Genomic DNA, 16,222 nt, shown 5'->3' with positions numbered 1-16,222 from the left:
GCAGCCATGAACTTCTCGTCGCTCTCCATCAAGAACCCTATCCCGGCCATCATGCTGTTTGTGCTGATGACCCTGGCAGGCCTGCTCGCCTACAAAGCCAGCGCGGTGCAGGATTTCCCGGACATCGAGTTGCCCATCGTCACGGTCAGCGCGACGCTTGAGGGCGCGGCACCCGCGCAGCTCGAAACCGAAGTTGCGCGCAAGCTTGAAGACTCCATCGCCACCCTGCAGGGCATCAAGAACATCTACACCAGCGTACTGGATGGACACGTCAGCATCACGGTGGAATTCATCCTTGAAAAATCACTGTCGGATGCGGTGAACGATGTGCGTGATGCGGTCGCGCGGGTTCGCGCCGACCTGCCCATCGCCCTGCGCGATCCATCGGTCACAAAAGCTTCAACAGCAGGACGTGTGGTGCTGACGTTTGTGGCCGCGCCCGCACCGGCAAAAGACGGCCGCAAAAGCCTCATCGATGACCAGGACCTGAGCTGGTTTGTTGACAACGCCGTGACCAAGCGCCTGCTGGCTGTTCCCGGAGTGGGTGCCATCAAGCGCATGGGCGGCGTCACGCGGGAAGTTCGCATAGAGCTGGATGCCGCAAAGATGGCCGCGCTGAATGTGAGCGCTCTCGACATCTCGCGCCAGTTGCGCCTGGTACAGCAGGAGGCCCCTGGCGGGCGGGGCGATGTCAGTGGTGCCGAGCAGTCCGTGCGCACGATTGCCACGGTCAAGACCGCATCAGAACTTGCGACCCTGGAACTTCCCCTGGCCGATGGAAGGCACATCAGGCTCGACCAGGTTGCCACCGTCCTGGATACCGTGGCAGAACCCAGGTCGCTTGCCACCCAGGACGGACAGAAGGTCGTGGGTTTTGAAATCTTCCGCACCAAAGGCGCCAGCGAGATTGATGTTGCCCGCGGCGCGCGCACGGCCGTTGCCGAATTGCAGGCCGCCAATCCGAACATCACACTCAGGCAGGTCATAGACAACGCCCAGCCGGTGCAGGAAAACTTCGAGGGCTCCATGGAGCTGCTTTATGAAGGCGCGCTGCTGGCGGTGCTGGTGGTCTGGTGGTTTCTGCGCGACTGGCGTGCGACGCTGGTCGCCGCCGCCGCGCTGCCGCTTTCCGTCATACCGACCTTTCTTGGCCTGAAATATTTCGGTTACACGCTCAACACGGTGACGCTGCTGTCGCTGGCGCTGGTTGTCGGTGTACTGGTAGACGATGCCATCGTGGAGATTGAAAACATATCCCGCCACCTGCGCATGGGCAAGACACCCATGCAGGCGGCGATGGAAGCAGCGGACGAAATCGGCATGGCCGTGATTGCGACAACCTTTGCACTGGTGGCAGTGTTTTTGCCGACCGCGTTCATGGGCGGCATACCCGGGCTCTTCTTCAAGCAGTTTGGCTGGACAGCCGTGCTGGCCATTCTTGCGTCGCTGGTGGTTGCGCGGCTGCTGACGCCCATGATGGCGGCCTACATACTCAGGCCGACCACACACCGGGAAGAAGTCGATGGCTGGCTGATGCAGCGTTACATGGTCACCATGAAATGGTGCCTGAACCACCGCATATTCACCATGGTCGCTGCCACCGTGTTCTTCTTCGCTTCCATTGGGCTGGTCTTCTTTCTGCCTACCGGGTTTGTACCGCCCGCCGACCGCGCGCAGACACAGATCAACATGGAACTGCCGCCCGGCAGCACGCTGGCTGAAACCGCCCGCACCGCCGAGCAGGCGCGACAGGCCGTCATGCAGGTCAAAGGCATCACGGGTGTTTTCAGCTCCATAGGCGGTGGTTCGAGTGGTGACGAGTTTGCCCCCGGTGCTGCCGCAGAAGCGCGCCGCGCGGTTCTGACGCTGACCACGGTACACCGTAACGACAGGTCTGAATCCCTGCCCGGGATTGAGAACCAGATACGCCAGAAACTCGACGCCATCGCCGGCGCACGTTTCACCGTCGGCCCACCAGACACCGGCGTGAAGATGCAGCTTGTACTGCGAAGTGCTGACCCGATCGCTCTGTCGGAATCCGCCCAGAAGGTCGAGCGCGAGTTGCGCACGCTTCAGGGTATAGGCAATGTCAGCTCCAGCGCCGCCTTGGTCAGACCCGAGATCATCGTGCGGCCCGACTTCGCGCGCGCAGCAGATCTCGGTGTAACGGCGTCGAGCATTGGTGAAACCGTGCGTGTGGCCACTGCTGGCGACTACGACACCAGCCTGACCAAACTGAACCTGTCCGAACGGCAGGTGCCCATTCGCGTCAAGCTGCCTGATGCCGTGCGAGCCGACCTGGCGGCCATAGAGCGGCTCACGGTTCCGGGCAAGAACGGCCCCGTCATGCTGGGCAATGTGGCCAGCGTGACCATGGAGTCGGGGCCGGCGCAAATCGACCGCCTTAACCGCAGCCGCAACGTCACCCTGAGCGTCGAACTCGGCGGCAGGACGCTCGGCGAAGTCAATGCAGAAGCGCGCGCCTTGCCATCCATGCAAAGCCTGCCACCCGCCGTGAAAATTGCCGAACTGGGCGACGCGCAGGAAATGCAGGCCTTGTTTGCGAGCTTCGGCATCGCCATGCTGATCGGCGTGTTGTGCATCTATGGCGTGCTGGTGCTGCTGTTCAAGGACTTCATGCAGCCGGTCACGATTCTCGCGGCGTTGCCGCTGTCCATAGGTGGTGCTTTTGTAGCCTTGCTGCTGACAGGCAAGGCGCTTTCCATGCCCTCCATGATCGGCCTCATCATGCTGATGGGCATAGTGACCAAGAACTCCATCCTGCTGGTCGATTACGCCATCCTGGCTCGGCAAGACGGCATGGGGCGCTTTGATGCACTGGTAGATGCATGCCACAAGCGTTCAAGGCCCATCATCATGACCACCATCGCCATGGGCGCGGGCATGATGCCGCTGGCCCTGGGCTGGGGGGCAGACCCGAGCTTTCGCTCGCCGATGGCAATCGCCGTGATTGGCGGGCTGATCACTTCCACGCTGCTCAGCCTGCTGGTGGTGCCGGCCGTATTCACCATCATTGATGACCTTGAACACTGGCTCGGGCGGCACATCTGGCGCAAAGCCCCTCACGGCCAGGTCACAAAGCTGCCCGAGGAAACCGCTGTGGAGGCCTGATCCGTAAAACTGGCGCTCTTATAATCGGATTCCTATTTTCTAGAGTGATTTCATGCAAAAACGCGTACTGCTTTCAGGCGCAACAGGCCTGATCGGCGGCGAGTTGATGCTCCTGCTTGCCGCGCGCGGCGTGGCCAGCACCGCGGTTGTCCGTGCACCAGACCGGGCGGGCGCAAACGCACGCCTGCTGGAGCGTTTGCAGAAAAGCGTGCTCTGGAAGCCTGAATTTGCATCCCTTGTTTCGGCAGAAGCGGGCGATATTGAGGCTGAGGGCTTCGGCCTCAGCCAGGAAGTCATTGATTCAGCCCACGTTGTCCTTCACTCCGCGGCCAGTACGTCCTTCAAGCCCGATGCAGGCGTTTACCCCATCAACATCAGGGCCGCCAGCAACTTTGCCGGTATCCTGAAAAGGCTCAAACCCTCGCAGCGTGGCTTTTTTGTCGGCACTGCCGCAGTGACCACCGAGCCGAGGGGGGTTATCACCGAAGACATGCCTTTTGCGGGTTATGCCAACGATTACATACGCTCCAAACGCGATGCAGAGACACTGCTGCGTGCGACCGGGGTGCCCTTTGTAACCTTGCGTCCGGGCATCGTACTGTCCCGCGGCATTGACGATGCCAAACTCGCGCGCAACATGTTGTGGTCCATCCCGGTCATGGCAGAGCTTGGCGAGGTGCCGCTTGACCCGCTGGCAAAGCTGGATTTTGCGCCTGTTGACTTCATCGCCAGTGCGTTCGCCGAGATGCTGCTCAGGGAAAACCTGTCCTACGATTGCTATCACGTCTCAACAGGCGAGGCGTCCATGACGTTTCAGGCTCTGGCTGACGAATTGATATTGACCATGCCCGGCATCAAAAAACTGGTGATGCGTGGCCGTGACTTTGTACCGACACCGAAATTTGCACGCCAGAGGTGGATGTTTGCATCCCTGCAGCCCTACCTGCCCTTTTTGACTGCAGACGCGGTGTTCAGCAATGCCCGTTTGCACGAAGAAATTGGAACACGGGCCGATGCGCCGGCTCCCATCAGCTATCTGGGCGAAATGTTGGGCACCTTCAGCCTGTCCGATGCGGTCAAGCAGATGTACACACCCTGAAAGCCCGTCTTCTGCGGGAGTCCAAAAGGCCTTGCGGGTGAACCGGGGCAAGGGGTTTCCACAGGCTGTCTCCATGTAAAGAAATGTTAAGCTATGAGGCTATTCTCGTGATGCTATGGTGCTTGTGCACCGCTTGGGTTTTGTTTGATGAATTCTGATCTGATTAATCTTTTTGCGGAAACGTTTGGTATTGCAGAAGAACGGCTGGTGCCGGACGCTACGCTTGAGAGCCTGGGCCTCGATTCCCTGGCGGTGATTGAATTCCTGTTTCAGATTGAAGACAAGTTCGGCATCCAGATCCCGGATCAGGCCAACCCTCCACGCACGCTGGATGAAATGGTCCAGATGATCGAACCACTCATGCCGGACGGCAAGCTGCCAGGCAATACAGGCAGCCCTGCCGCCTGAACGCCGCCCGCGCGGGATCACATGACAGTCACACGCCGCGTCGCCATTACCGGAATGGGGGTTGTTTCCCCGACAGGTAACACCAGCGACACTTTCTTTGAAGCCCTGCTTCAGGCGAAGTCCGGCATACGGGCCATGGACGTTTCGTTCCCCACCGGCACGGAAAGCGTCCTGGCCGGCGACATTGATTTCACTCCTGAAACGCATTTTTCAAAAGCAAAGCTCCTGACCATGGACAGGGTCAGCCAGCTCGCGCTGGTTGCCGCACGGGAGGCCATGCAACAGGCCGGGCTGGGGGCTTCAGCCCTGGGCGTTTATGCCCCCGGGCGGTTCGGCGTTTCACTGGGCACAGGCAGCGGCGGTGCCGGCTCTCTTGATGCGGCCTACACCTCACTGCTTGAACAAAAGGTCGCGCGGCTGCGCCCGATGACGGTGGTGCTGGCGATGAACAACGCGACATCGGCACACCTTGCCATGGAATTCGGCCTGAAAGGCCCGAACAGCACGGTATCAAACGCCTGCGCCTCTTCAGCCACGGCTATCGGCGATGCATTCCGCCAGATCCGTCACGGCTATTCCGACGCCATGCTTGTGGGCGGGGCCGAGGCACTGTTAAACCGCGGCACCATCAAGGCCTGGCAGGCCATGCACACGCTCGCAAAGCCCCACGCAGACGGTGCGGCGGCCTCGTGCAGGCCTTTCTCCGCCGACCGCTCTGGCCTGGTGCTCTCCGAAGGTGCGGCCATGCTGGTTCTGGAAGACTGGGAGACGGCCGTCAAACGCGGCGCGAACATACTGGCGGAGCTGGCAGGCTACGCATCGACCACGGATGCACACCACCTGACGCAGCCGGATGCACAGGGGCAGGCAGGCGCCATGACTCTCGCCCTGCAGGATGCCGGACTCAAGACAACCGATATTGGCTACCTGAACGCACATGGCACGGCGACCGAGGTGGGCGATGTGGTTGAGACCAGCGCCATCAAGCTGGCGTTTGGCGAAGCTGCTGCCAGCTTGCCCATCAGTTCCACCAAAGCCGTGCACGGCCACTCCATGGGCGCTGCAGGCGCCATGGAGTTCATGGCCAGCATCATGGCCTTGCGCGCCGGGCAACTGCCGCCTACAGCGTTTCTTGAAACACCTGATCCGCGTTGTGATCTTGACTACATTGCACTTCAGGCGCGCAGCGCCAGCCATGTGCGCGCGGTGATGTCCAATTCTTTTGCTTTCGGCGGCTCAAACTCGGTGTTGATCGCCAGGGCCGTCTGAGACTGCCGGCCTGACCGCCATCCCCGGCAACGCTCAGCCAGCGCTACGGATTTTTTTCACCAGTGCAGTCGTCGAATAACCGTCGACAAACGGTATGACAACAGCCCGACCGCCGTACGACTCGACAATCCTGGCTTCCGCCAGCTTGCTCATGTCGTAGTCACCGCCCTTGACCAGCACATCGGGCCTGAGTTCCGCAATCAGCCCGGCCGGGGTGTCGTCATCAAACCAGGTCACCAGGCTCACTGACTCCAGCGCTGCCATCAATGCGGCGCGGTCGAGTTCATTGTTCAATGGCCTGTCGGGCCCCTTGCCAAGCCGGCGAGCAGATGAATCGGTATTGATGGCCACCACCAGGCTGCCGCCCAAGGCACGCGCCTGGGCGAGATAGGTGGCGTGGCCCTTGTGAAGCACATCAAAAACACCGTTGGTAAAAACAACCGGCCTGGTCAGGCTGGCCACGCGCGCAGGCGCATCCTCACGCGCCACCATCTTGTCCAGGAAAGCGGGAGGGCTCACACCGCCTGCGGCTTGGCGTCTGCGGCAATGACCGCCGTAATTTCGCGGCCGATTTCCTTGCGGTAGCGATTGAGCTCCTGCACCGTCTTGAAACTCTGGTTCATGAGCAGGCTCATGTTGTGCAGAATGCGCTCGACTACCTTGCCTTCCCAGACTGCGTCGAACTTGATCTGGGTATCCAGCCAGTGCTCCAGCCACTCGGGGTTGGGCAGGCGCGACTGTATGGTGTCGCGCGGAAAGAGGCTTTTGTTGACATGCAGATTGGTGGGGTGCAGCGCCTGCGCGGTGCGCCGTGCGCTGGCCATCAACACGCCCACCTTGGTGAATGCCGCACGTGCGTCGTTGCCGAAATTGTTGATGGCGCGCTTCATGTACCGCAGGTAGGCACCGCCATGGCGGGCCTCATCCTGGCTCAGCTGGGTGTAAATCTGCTTGATGACAGGCTCGGTGTGCCACTCGCTGGCGCGGCGGTACCAGTGGTTCAGCCTGATCTCGCCGCAAAAATGCAGCATCAGGGTTTCAAGCGCAGGCGCGGGTTCAAACTCGAAGCGCACTTCATGCAGTTCTTTTTCAGTCGGCGCAAGGTCGGGCCGGAAACGCTTGAGGTATTCCATCAGCACCAGCGAGTGTTTCTGCTCTTCAAAAAACCAGATCGACATGAAGGCCGAAAAATCGCTGTCATCCTTGTTGTCACGCAGGAACATCTCTGTGGCCGGCAAGGCCGACCACTCGGTGATGGCATTCATCTTGATGGTCTGTGCCTGCTCGTCCGACAACTTTGATGCATCGAACTTTTCCCACGGGATGTCCTTGTCCATGTCCCAGCGGACAGACTCGAGCTGTTTGAACAATTCAGGGTAAAGCATGTGAACTCCTTGGCGTTTCCGTGACGCGTCATGGTGATACGGTAATACGCAGCATGATCTGCCTCGGATGCGATCTTTTCGCATCTGGGTACTGGCCAGATTTTAGGCGGTTAATATGACAATTCGTCATTTAGGCCGCTTTAGCGGGTGGGGTTTCAGGCGTTTGCCTTACAAACCTCCGTATAAGGGTGAATCCAAGAGCCCGACCTGCGCGTATTCCCCACAGGTTGTAAGCTGTGATGCCCACGCAAACCGCCGTACACGAAAGCGAGCCCAACATGCCTGTCACGCCCCTCAAACAGCTTGCCTTGCTGGCCAGCCTGTCCTTTACCCTGGTGTCGGGTGCTGCAGACCTGAAGCCCTCCCCGGCAGCCGCAAATAACAGGCCGACAAATGCCGCAACTGCCGCTGGCGCCAGCACCGCGTGCCAGGGCCTGCTGCAACAGAACTTCCTTCGACTGCAGGATGAAAAACCGCAGTCGCTGTGCCAGTACAGCGGCAAGGTGGTGGTCGTCGTCAACACCGCCAGCTTTTGCGGATTTACCTCACAGTACGAAGGTCTGGAAGCGCTGTACGCCAAATACAGGGACAAGGGCCTAGTCGTGCTGGGCTTTCCGTCCAACGACTTTTCCCAGGAAACCGGCAGCAACAAGGAAATCGCCGATTTCTGCGAAAACACATTCGGCGTGAAATTTCCCATGTTTGCCAAAACCAGTGTGACCGGCAAGGACGCCAATCCGCTGTTCAAGCAGCTGGCAGCCAAAACCGGCACCTCGCCCAGGTGGAACTTCTACAAATACGTGATTGCCCGCGATGGCCAGAGCGTCGTCAGTTTCAACTCCATGGCCGACCCGAAAAGCGGCAGCTTTGTGCGGGAAGTTGAAAAACAGCTGGCCGTTCGCTGAAATCTGGCAGCGAAGAAAATACCGGTTGGTCACTATTTGACTGAACGGTATTTTCGGGTTTATCATTTCGGCATTCACGGAGCGCGGGCATTGAAACGGCCGCACTTCGCTCAACCGCTGAAATGAGTCGCCCTTGCCGCTATTAACAAAACTTTACCTTGCAGTTTTCGTAAAAACCGGGAACTCCAAAAGCGGCGGCGTACTCCTACACAGGCCAATACGCAATGGAATTACATTGGTTCATGCATTGAGCATTGGCAAGAAAACAGTTTCATTGTTGCGAAGCCTTTTGGACTCTGGTCCGAATGCAATCCCGGGGCGCTTCTCCTCCTCCTCCCTCCCTCCCTCGTTCGCGCCGGGGCGCTTCGCAGCATTTTTATATTCGGCTGGCTGACCATGAGCAGCCAGCCCCCTTCCCACAGGCGCCTGCCCAGCATTGCCATCGTTGGTTCCGGTATTTCCGGGCTGGCCGTGGCGCACACACTCAAAGGCTTGGCCGAAATCACGCTGTTCGAAGCAGACGATTATTTCGGTGGCCACACCCACACCGTAGACCTCACCCTGCCCACCGCGCAGGGGCCGGTCAAACATGGCGTGGACACCGGTTTTCTCGTTTTCAACGAGCGCACCTATCCCAACCTGATCAACCTCTTTGCGGAACTCGGCGTCGAGACTGCGAAGTCCGACATGTCGTTTTCCGTGCAGGTGCCGAACGCCTTCGACAGCAGCCGCAGCGCCGGGCCGCCCCAAGCAAGGCACGGCCCCCCCGGGGGGCAGCGACGTACACGGAGTGACGAGCGTGGGGGCAATCTTGAATGGAGTGGTTCGAGTCTCAATAGCGTCTTTGCCCAGCGCGGCAATCTCGTGAACTGGAAGTTCCTGCGCATGCTGCGTGACATCATGCGTTTCAACCGCATCACAACCGCCATTGCTGCCGCCAACGCAGAGGCTGAGATGATGCAGCCACTGGGCGACTTTTTGAAGGTCAGGAAATTCTCGGATGAATTCCGTGACTGGTACTTTTTGCCCATGATGGGTTGCATCTGGTCCTGCCCGACCGACCAGATGCTGGCGTTCCCGGTCGCCACCATGATCCGCTTTTGTTACAACCACGGCCTGATACAGGTGGCCAACCGCCCGCAGTGGTGGACGGTGACTGGCGGCGCGCGCAACTATGTTGAAAAAATCATTGCCGGCATACCCGACAAGCGCCTGAACACACCCGTCGAGCTGATCGAGCGCGACGGAGACAGCCAAGGAGGCGTGCGCATCATCACCGACGGCCGCGCCGAGCGTTTTGACAAGGTGGTGCTCGCCACCCATTCCGACCAGTCGCTTGAGCTTCTGCGCGACGCCACGGAGGCCGAGCGGCAGGTGCTGGGCGCCATCCGCTACCAGCCCAACCGGGCGGTGCTGCACACAGACACCTCCGTGCTGCCCAAAAAGAAACTCGCGTGGGCCGCATGGAACTATGAACGTGCGCAGCACACAGACCGTGAGTCCGCACAAGTGTGCCTTCACTATCTGCTGAACATGCTGCAACCGCTGCCGTTTACACAGCCGGTGGTGGTGTCGCTGAATCCAGTGCGCGAGATTGAGCGTAATCACATCATGGGTGAATTTGATTACGCACATCCGGTTTTTGACCTTGCCGCCATCCGCGCGCAGGCCGATTTGCCGCAGCTGCAGGGGAAGCAGAACACGTATTTCTGCGGTGCCTGGACGGGTTACGGCTTTCACGAAGACGGACTCAAGTCGGGCCTGCAGGTGGCCCGTCAGTTGCTGCTCGACACCGGGGCTCAGGCATGACCCTGACACCGATGATCGGTTTTGGGCAAGTGCGCCACAAGCGGCTGAAACCTGCCGGAAACGCCTTCGCCTACCCCACCTACTTCCTGATGCTGCCCATGCGCGCCATGCAGCTGCAGGGCAGCGGCGGACTCGCCCACAACCGGCGTGGCCTGCTGAGCTTTTTCGACAAAGACCACGGCGACGGCCGGAACAACGCCGTCAGCTGGATAGACGAGTTGCTATTGCGCGAAGGCGTTGAAGACGCCAAAGGCGAGATCTGGCTGCACACCTACCCGCGCGTCTTCGGCTACACCTTCAAGCCCGTGAGCTTCTGGTACTGCCACACCACGGAGGGCCAGCTCCGCGCCATCGTGGTTGAGGTCAACAACACCTTTGGCGAACGCCACTGCTACCTGCTGGATGAACCCCGCTACGGCCAGGAGCTCACTGCAGACAAGGTGTTTCACGTCTCGCCCTTCTGCACACTTGAAGGCGGCTACCGCTTCCGCTTCATGCGCAGCGCGCATGACGGCGTTGAAAAAACAGTGGCCCGCATCGACTACGACGATAGCGCCGGCCCGCTGCTGGAAACCAGCGTCAGCGGCACGCTGGAGCCCCTCACACCGGCCAGCATGCGCAAGGCGCTGTGGCGCTACCCGGCCATGACCTTCGGCCTGATTGCCCGCATTCACTGGCAGGCCTTCAGGTTATGGCGCAAGCATGTGCCCTTTATCCGCAAACCCCAGCCACCTGAAATATTCGTGACGCGATGAACACACTCAACACATCCTCCCCCACCGCCTCAGGCCTCGCGGTGCCTGTTGATGCGCCATCTGCGGCACGCGCCGCGCTCAGGATGCTGCTGCGCCTGAAACACGGCACACTCACCGTCAAGCTGCCTGACGGGTCCGTGCAGCGTTTCGGCAATGGCGAAGCGCCCATGGCCAGCCTGCACCTCCTCAACTGGAATGTATGCGGCGCGGCACTGCGTTCGGGCGACATCGGCTTTGCCGAAAGTTTCATCGCCGGCGACTGGACCACACCGCACCTGACCGAGCTGCTGCGCGTCTTCATCGTCAACCGCAAGGAAGTCGAGGACGTGTTCTACGGCACCTGGCTGGGCCGCTTCGCCTACCGCGTCAAGCACCTGCTGAACCGCAACACCAAGGCCAACAGCCAGAAAAACATCCACGCGCACTACGACCTCGGCAATGCGTTTTACGAGCTGTGGCTGGACGGCACGATGAATTACTCGTCGGCCATTTTTGAAACGCCGGAAACCTCAATGAAGGAAGCCCAGCACGCCAAGGTGCGGCGCGCGCTGCGCATGGCCCAGGTCAAGCCCGGTGATCGCGTGCTGGAGATCGGCTGCGGCTGGGGTGCACTGGCTGAAAAAGCGACGACAGAATTTGACGCATCTATCGTCGGCGTGACCCTGAGCACCGAGCAGCTCGCATGGGCGCAAAAGCGTATGGCGCGTGCAGGTGTGGCTGAAGCCGCCGCCGCGCCGGGCCGCCCCAAGCAAGGCACGGCCCCCTCGGGGGGCAGCGAACCACACGCAGTGTGGAGCGTGGGGGCTGCAACTTATGATCTCAGATTGCAGGACTACCGTGACATCGGCAAAACGACGGCCGACGAACCTTTCGACGCCATCTGCTCCATCGAAATGGTCGAGGCCGTGGGCCGTGAATACTGGCCCGAATATTTCGCCACCGTCGCCCGCCTGCTCAAGCCCGGCGGCCATGCTTGCATACAGAGCATCGTCATCGCCGACGAGCTGTTTGACCGTTACATCGCCTCGACAGACTTTATCCAGCAGTACATCTTTCCCGGCGGCTGCCTGCCCTGCCCGCGCGAGTTCCGCGCACAGGCCAAAGCTGCCGGTTTTGAGGTGGTCGACGAGTTTGCCTTCGGCCAGGACTACGCCCGCACCCTGCAGCTCTGGCGCGAAGACTTCATGGCGCAGGAGTCGCGCATCCTGCAACTCGGTTTCGACAAACGCTTCATGCGCATCTGGGAGTTCTACCTCGGCTACTGTGAAGCGGCTTTCATGGAAGCCAACACCGACGTCGTGCAATACACCCTGCGCAAGCTCTGATCCGGCATTTCAATGAAGCGCCGCACATTTTCACGGGCACTGGCCATAGCCGCAACGGCATGTGCAGCGCCATCCCTCCTTGCGCAGACGGCGGAGACCCCTGAGGGCGCAGCCGCACCCGTCATGGGGCCGGACGACATGCGTGCCGAGCTCAATGATCTGCTGTCCAACTATCGGCTCATCGGCAAGCAGCGCCTGACTTACTGGGGCTTTCAGGTCTATGACGCGCGCCTCTGGGCCCAGCCTGGCTTCAAAAAAGACAACATAGCCAGCCAGCCCTTTGCGCTGGAACTGGCCTACCTGCGCGACTTCGACGCCATTGACGTGGCCGAACGATCGATTGCCGAAATGCGCCGCTCCGCCACCATCAGCGAAGCCCAGGCCAAAACCTGGATCGCCGGGATGATGCGCGTCTACCCTGACTTCAAAAAGGGCGACCGCGTGACCGGCATCAACAAACCGGGTGTGGGTGCGGCCTACCTGGTCAATGGCAAATCGACGGGCGAGATCCGTGATGTCGAGTTCGCACGCCTGTTCTTTGGTATCTGGCTGTCGCCCCAAACATCCCAGCCCAAACTGCGCAGCGCCCTGCTGGCCGGCGCGGCGTGAGCACAGACAGCGACGGCCCTGAAGGCCGCGCTTTCACGGCCCGCAATGGCCTGGCTTACGGCCTGCTGGGCTTGCCGCTGGCTTTTGTGGCGCTGCCGCTTTACGTCATTTTGCCCAACCACTATGCGCGCGAGTTCGGCGTGCCGCTGGCCACACTGGGCGCCATCCTGCTGGGCGCGCGCCTGTTTGACGCCTTCATAGACCCGCTGCTGGGCCGCCTCAGCGACCGGCTGTTTGCACGCTCGGCGAAATCGGTACTGGCACTGGGCGCCATTGCGGCGCTGGTGCTGGCGATCGGTTTTGCGCTGCTGTTTTTTCCGCCCGTGCGTGCGCCAGGTGCGCTCATCATCTGGGCCAGCGTGATGCTCATGGTCACCTACGCGGCCTACAGCGCGCTCAGCGTGTCGCACCAGTCCTGGGGCGCGATGCTGGGCGGCAATGAGGCACAGCGCAGCCGCATCGTCGCCTGGCGCGAAGGGCTGGGCCTGATAGGCGTTGTGCTGGCCTCCGTCACGCCGGTAGCGTTGGGTTTGCCTGCGACCACTGTGTTGTTTATGGTGGCACTGATCGCCGGCTGGCTGGCCTGGTCGCGCGCGGTTCGCCCCGTGGCCGGGGCAGGTCAACACACGATACAGCCCGGTGCCATCTGGCGACCCTTCAAGCACGCCAGCTTTCGTCGCCTGCTCGCAGTTTTCATGTTCAACGGCATTGCCAGTGCGGTGCCGGCCACGCTGGTGCTGTTTTTCATCCAGGACCGGTTGCAGGCCCCGGCCAGCATGGAGCCGCTCTTTCTGGGCAGCTACTTCCTCGCAGCGGCGCTCTCCATCCCGATGTGGCTGGCAATTGTCAAAAGACTGGGCCTGGCTGCCAGCTGGCATTGCGGCATGTTTCTGGCCATGGCTGTTTTCAGCTGGGCCACACAAATCGGCGCAGGCCAGACCGGCGCCTTTTTGCTGATCTGCGCGCTCTCGGGCATTGCGCTGGGCACAGACCTGGCGCTGCCGGGTGCGCTGCTGGCGGGCGTGATACAGGCCAATGGCGATTCGGGCAAAGCTGAAGGCGCTTACTTCGGCTGGTGGAACTTCGCCACCAAACTCAACCTGGCAATGGCCGCCGGGCTGGCACTGCCCCTGCTGGCATTGTTCGGCTATGCACCGGGCATTCGCGCACCAGAGGCGCTGCGCGCGCTGGTGATCGCCTATTGCGTGCTGCCCTGTGTGCTCAAGCTGTGCGCTGCTGCCGGGCTTTATTTCTTCATCATCCGAAAACCTGAAAGCGTTGCCGCATGAAACCCCTCATCACCATCAAACGTGCGGCCCTCGGCCTGCTTTTGGCCACGGGCTTTTTTCTGGGCGGTTGCGCAGCGCCGCAGCTGGCCGATTACGCTGCCGAAAAGCCGGTGCTCGACATGCGCCAGTATTTCAACGGCACCGTCGATGCCTATGGCGTGTTCACCAACCGCTCTGGCAAGGTGCTCAAACGCTTCACAGTGGTCATGAAGTGCAGCTGGGTTGGTGATACGGGAACTCTGGATGAGGATTTCACCAATTCCGATGGCACCAAAGAGCGCCGCGTGTGGACGCTCAAGCGCATGCCCGACGGCAAATACGTGGGCACCGCCTCTGACGTGATCGGCCAGGCGCTGGGCGAAGAAGCGGGCAACACCTTCCGCTGGAGCTACACATTGATGCTTCCCGTCGATGGCAAAACTGTTGAAGTGCAGTTCGACGACTGGATGTACCTGATGAGCGACAAGGTCATGCTGAACCGCGCAGAGATGAGCAAGTTCGGCATCAAGCTGGGCGAGGTCACGCTGTCCTTCGTCAAACGCTGACGGTCGCCGCAGATGTCATTGAACCCACCCATCACCAGTTGGCACGGCAAGACCGTGTGGCTGGTCGGCGCGTCCACCGGCATAGGCCGCGCGACCGCACACGCGCTGCACGCGGCAGGCGCAAAGGTGATCGTCTCGGCACGCAACCAGCAGGCGCTTGACGGCTTTGCGGCTGAACACCCGGGCACCCTTGCCCTGGCTTTCGATGCGGGAGACGCAGCCGCCGCCAAGGCAGCCGCGCAAACCGTGCTGGACGCCGGCCCGCTGGACCTGGTGCTGTATTGCGCCGGTTACTACAAGGAAATGCGCGCCACAGAATTTGACCTGAGCGAGATGCTGATGCACCAGCAGGTCAACTACGTAGGCGCGCTGTACGTGCTCGACGCCGTGCTGCCGTATTTTGCAAAACGCCAGTCGGGACACATCAGCCTGATCAGCAGCGTGGCCGGTTACCGCGGCCTGCCCAAAAGCCTGGCCTACGGGCCGACGAAGGCTGCGCTCATCAACCTGGCTGAAACCCTGTATGTCGACCTGCAGGACAGCCATGTCGGCGTCAGCCTGATCTGCCCGGGTTTTGTTGAGACGCCGCTGACCGCCCAGAACAAGTTCACCATGCCGGCCCTCATCACCCCAGAAGTGGCCGCGCAGGAGATCCTCAAGGGCTGGGCTGCGGGTTCATTCGAGATTCACTTTCCCAAACGCTTCACGCTGTGGATGAAGGCGCTGGCGCTGCTGCCTGCAAGGCTGTACTTTCCGGTCATCCGCAAATTTACCGGGCTTTGAAGCGCTGAATTTACTATCATTTTGATAGCTGCTCACGTGCGTATCTATTGGCCTGAAGCCCGATTTGGCACCTGGAAATGGCCTTTTTGGGCTGTTTTTGAAGCCTTGGCCCGGCTAACAGACCAAAAAGTTAAGTTCCATATTAACTTTTGGCGATTTTTTAACGTCTACGTTAAAAATCAGCCCAACTGGTCGTCGGGCCAGTGATTTAACCCGGAAAGGTATCTACAAAGCTCGCGCGCTGCGTCAGCTTTTCCTGCAGCTTTGCCAGATTGGGGTAACCGCCGCGCCAGTTGATCTGGGCAAAACGCAGGTCAAGGTAGCCCAGGGCGCAACCAACGGCCACGTCAGACAGGCTGAAGTGGATGCCGCTGCAAAAAGGCTTGTCGGCCAGGCCCACGCTCATGGCTTTGAGCACGCCTTCGATTTTGGCCATCTGGCGGTCTATCCAGGCCTGGCTGCGCTGGGCGTCAGTGCGGCCTGACCAGGTGGCCTCCAGCCGGGCGAGGATGGCGGCGTCCATCAGGCCGTCGGCCAGGGCCTCCCAGGTCTTGACTTCGGCGCGCTCCCGGCCCTGGGCCGGAATGAGCTTTCCCACGGGGGAAAGGGTGTCCAGGTATTCGACGATGACACGCGAATCAAAAACAGCTTCGCCGCCTTCCATGACCAGGCAGGGCACCTTGCCGAGCGGGTTGGATTGAGCGATGTTGGTGCCTGCTGCCCAGACGTCTTCTTCCACAAACTGGTAGTCGAGCTTTTTTTCGGCCATCACAACGCGTACTTTTCGCACGTAGGGGCTGGTGTTTGAACCGATAAGTTTCATGTTTGTTCTGGAATCGTGGAATCTGGCAAAGGCAGGAATGTGCCGGTAAATCGCAGCTTATGAAGCATTCTATCGAGTCAAACCGC

General features: G+C 60.4%; 15 protein-coding genes. 12 read left to right on the top strand and 3 right to left on the bottom strand.

What is annotated here, in order from left to right; translation table 11 throughout:
• Positions 1 to 6 precede the first annotated feature (6 nt).
• The 4 genes from HYX42_RS05790 (at position 7) to HYX42_RS05775 (ending at position 5,908) form a co-directional block, all read left to right on the top strand.
• Complete coding sequence (locus HYX42_RS05790; RefSeq protein ID WP_293400771.1) at positions 7 to 3,132, top strand: efflux RND transporter permease subunit; 3,126 nt, start codon at positions 7 to 9, stop codon at positions 3,130 to 3,132.
• Positions 3,133 to 3,184: 52 nt separating this feature from the next.
• Positions 3,185 to 4,231: an SDR family oxidoreductase gene (locus tag HYX42_RS05785; RefSeq protein WP_293400769.1), complete on the top strand. Its 1,047-nt coding sequence runs from the start codon at positions 3,185 to 3,187 to the stop codon at positions 4,229 to 4,231.
• Positions 4,232 to 4,378: 147 nt separating this feature from the next.
• Positions 4,379 to 4,639, top strand: a complete 261-nt coding sequence (locus HYX42_RS05780; protein ID WP_293400767.1) for an acyl carrier protein — start codon at positions 4,379 to 4,381, stop codon at positions 4,637 to 4,639.
• Positions 4,640 to 4,660: 21 nt separating this feature from the next.
• Positions 4,661 to 5,908 (top strand): beta-ketoacyl synthase, encoded by a 1,248-nt coding sequence (locus HYX42_RS05775; protein WP_293400765.1) that lies wholly within the window; start codon positions 4,661 to 4,663, stop codon positions 5,906 to 5,908.
• Positions 5,909 to 5,941: 33 nt separating this feature from the next.
• Here HYX42_RS05775 and rfaE2 read toward each other — a convergent pair whose 3' ends face one another.
• On the bottom strand, positions 5,942 to 6,400 hold the full coding sequence (gene rfaE2, locus HYX42_RS05770; protein WP_293400911.1) for a D-glycero-beta-D-manno-heptose 1-phosphate adenylyltransferase: 459 nt from the start codon (positions 6,398 to 6,400) through the stop codon (positions 5,942 to 5,944).
• Positions 6,401 to 6,423: 23 nt separating this feature from the next.
• Positions 6,424 to 7,293: a ferritin-like domain-containing protein gene (locus HYX42_RS05765; protein ID WP_293400763.1), complete on the bottom strand. Its 870-nt coding sequence runs from the start codon at positions 7,291 to 7,293 to the stop codon at positions 6,424 to 6,426.
• Positions 7,294 to 7,571: 278 nt separating this feature from the next.
• Between HYX42_RS05765 and HYX42_RS05760 the strand changes: the two genes are divergently transcribed.
• The 8 genes from HYX42_RS05760 (at position 7,572) to HYX42_RS05725 (ending at position 15,313) form a co-directional block, all read left to right on the top strand.
• Positions 7,572 to 8,198: a glutathione peroxidase gene (locus HYX42_RS05760; protein WP_293400761.1), complete on the top strand. Its 627-nt coding sequence runs from the start codon at positions 7,572 to 7,574 to the stop codon at positions 8,196 to 8,198.
• A 396-nt stretch (positions 8,199 to 8,594) separates the two neighbouring features.
• On the top strand, positions 8,595 to 10,007 hold the full coding sequence (locus HYX42_RS05755; protein WP_293400759.1) for an FAD-dependent oxidoreductase: 1,413 nt from the start codon (positions 8,595 to 8,597) through the stop codon (positions 10,005 to 10,007).
• On the top strand, positions 10,004 to 10,762 hold the full coding sequence (locus HYX42_RS05750) for a DUF1365 domain-containing protein (protein ID WP_293400757.1): 759 nt from the start codon (positions 10,004 to 10,006) through the stop codon (positions 10,760 to 10,762). Before HYX42_RS05755 ends, HYX42_RS05750 begins: the two co-directional genes overlap by 4 nt.
• Positions 10,759 to 12,087 (top strand): cyclopropane-fatty-acyl-phospholipid synthase family protein, encoded by a 1,329-nt coding sequence (locus tag HYX42_RS05745; RefSeq protein ID WP_293400755.1) that lies wholly within the window; start codon positions 10,759 to 10,761, stop codon positions 12,085 to 12,087. The genes HYX42_RS05750 and HYX42_RS05745 overlap by 4 nt, the downstream gene beginning before the upstream one ends.
• 12 nt (positions 12,088 to 12,099) lie before the next feature.
• A complete protein-coding gene (locus tag HYX42_RS05740; RefSeq protein WP_293400753.1) occupies positions 12,100 to 12,696 on the top strand; it encodes a chalcone isomerase family protein in 597 nt (198 codons plus the stop codon).
• A complete protein-coding gene (locus HYX42_RS05735; RefSeq protein WP_293400751.1) occupies positions 12,693 to 13,985 on the top strand; it encodes an MFS transporter in 1,293 nt (430 codons plus the stop codon). The genes HYX42_RS05740 and HYX42_RS05735 overlap by 4 nt, the downstream gene beginning before the upstream one ends.
• Entirely contained in the window at positions 13,982 to 14,530 is a 549-nt protein-coding gene (locus HYX42_RS05730; RefSeq protein WP_293400749.1) for a DUF3833 domain-containing protein, read from the top strand. Before HYX42_RS05735 ends, HYX42_RS05730 begins: the two co-directional genes overlap by 4 nt.
• A 12-nt stretch (positions 14,531 to 14,542) precedes the next feature.
• Positions 14,543 to 15,313, top strand: coding sequence for an SDR family NAD(P)-dependent oxidoreductase (locus HYX42_RS05725; RefSeq protein ID WP_293400747.1), 771 nt, complete (start codon positions 14,543 to 14,545; stop codon positions 15,311 to 15,313).
• 208 nt (positions 15,314 to 15,521) lie between these two features.
• On the opposite strand, the gene HYX42_RS05720 is transcribed toward HYX42_RS05725, so the two are convergent.
• Positions 15,522 to 16,136, bottom strand: coding sequence for a glutathione S-transferase N-terminal domain-containing protein (locus HYX42_RS05720; protein WP_293400745.1), 615 nt, complete (start codon positions 16,134 to 16,136; stop codon positions 15,522 to 15,524).
• Between the last annotated feature and the right edge of the window lie 86 nt (positions 16,137 to 16,222).

The organism is Polaromonas sp. (assembly GCF_016185115.1).
Lineage (GTDB): Bacteria > Pseudomonadota > Gammaproteobacteria > Burkholderiales > Burkholderiaceae_C > Polaromonas.
This window is presented reverse-complemented; position numbering and strand designations above follow the sequence as displayed.

Bases quoted from the DNA above. Each gene is read 5' to 3' on its own strand.
- HYX42_RS05790 (WP_293400771.1), top strand. From the start codon at position 7: ATGAACTTCTCGTCGCTCTCCATCAAGAACCCTATCCCGGCCATCATG.
- HYX42_RS05740 (WP_293400753.1), top strand. From the start codon at position 12,100: ATGAAGCGCCGCACATTTTCACGGGCACTGGCCATAGCCGCAACGGCA.
- HYX42_RS05755 (WP_293400759.1), top strand. From the start codon at position 8,595: ATGAGCAGCCAGCCCCCTTCCCACAGGCGCCTGCCCAGCATTGCCATC.
- rfaE2 (WP_293400911.1), bottom strand. From the start codon at position 6,400: ATGGTGGCGCGTGAGGATGCGCCTGCGCGCGTGGCCAGCCTGACCAGG.
- HYX42_RS05765 (WP_293400763.1), bottom strand. From the start codon at position 7,293: ATGCTTTACCCTGAATTGTTCAAACAGCTCGAGTCTGTCCGCTGGGAC.
- HYX42_RS05730 (WP_293400749.1), top strand. From the start codon at position 13,982: ATGAAACCCCTCATCACCATCAAACGTGCGGCCCTCGGCCTGCTTTTG.
- HYX42_RS05720 (WP_293400745.1), bottom strand. From the start codon at position 16,136: ATGAAACTTATCGGTTCAAACACCAGCCCCTACGTGCGAAAAGTACGC.
- HYX42_RS05780 (WP_293400767.1), top strand. From the start codon at position 4,379: ATGAATTCTGATCTGATTAATCTTTTTGCGGAAACGTTTGGTATTGCA.
- HYX42_RS05775 (WP_293400765.1), top strand. From the start codon at position 4,661: ATGACAGTCACACGCCGCGTCGCCATTACCGGAATGGGGGTTGTTTCC.
- HYX42_RS05745 (WP_293400755.1), top strand. From the start codon at position 10,759: ATGAACACACTCAACACATCCTCCCCCACCGCCTCAGGCCTCGCGGTG.
- HYX42_RS05725 (WP_293400747.1), top strand. From the start codon at position 14,543: ATGTCATTGAACCCACCCATCACCAGTTGGCACGGCAAGACCGTGTGG.
- HYX42_RS05785 (WP_293400769.1), top strand. From the start codon at position 3,185: ATGCAAAAACGCGTACTGCTTTCAGGCGCAACAGGCCTGATCGGCGGC.
- HYX42_RS05750 (WP_293400757.1), top strand. From the start codon at position 10,004: ATGACCCTGACACCGATGATCGGTTTTGGGCAAGTGCGCCACAAGCGG.
- HYX42_RS05760 (WP_293400761.1), top strand. From the start codon at position 7,572: ATGCCTGTCACGCCCCTCAAACAGCTTGCCTTGCTGGCCAGCCTGTCC.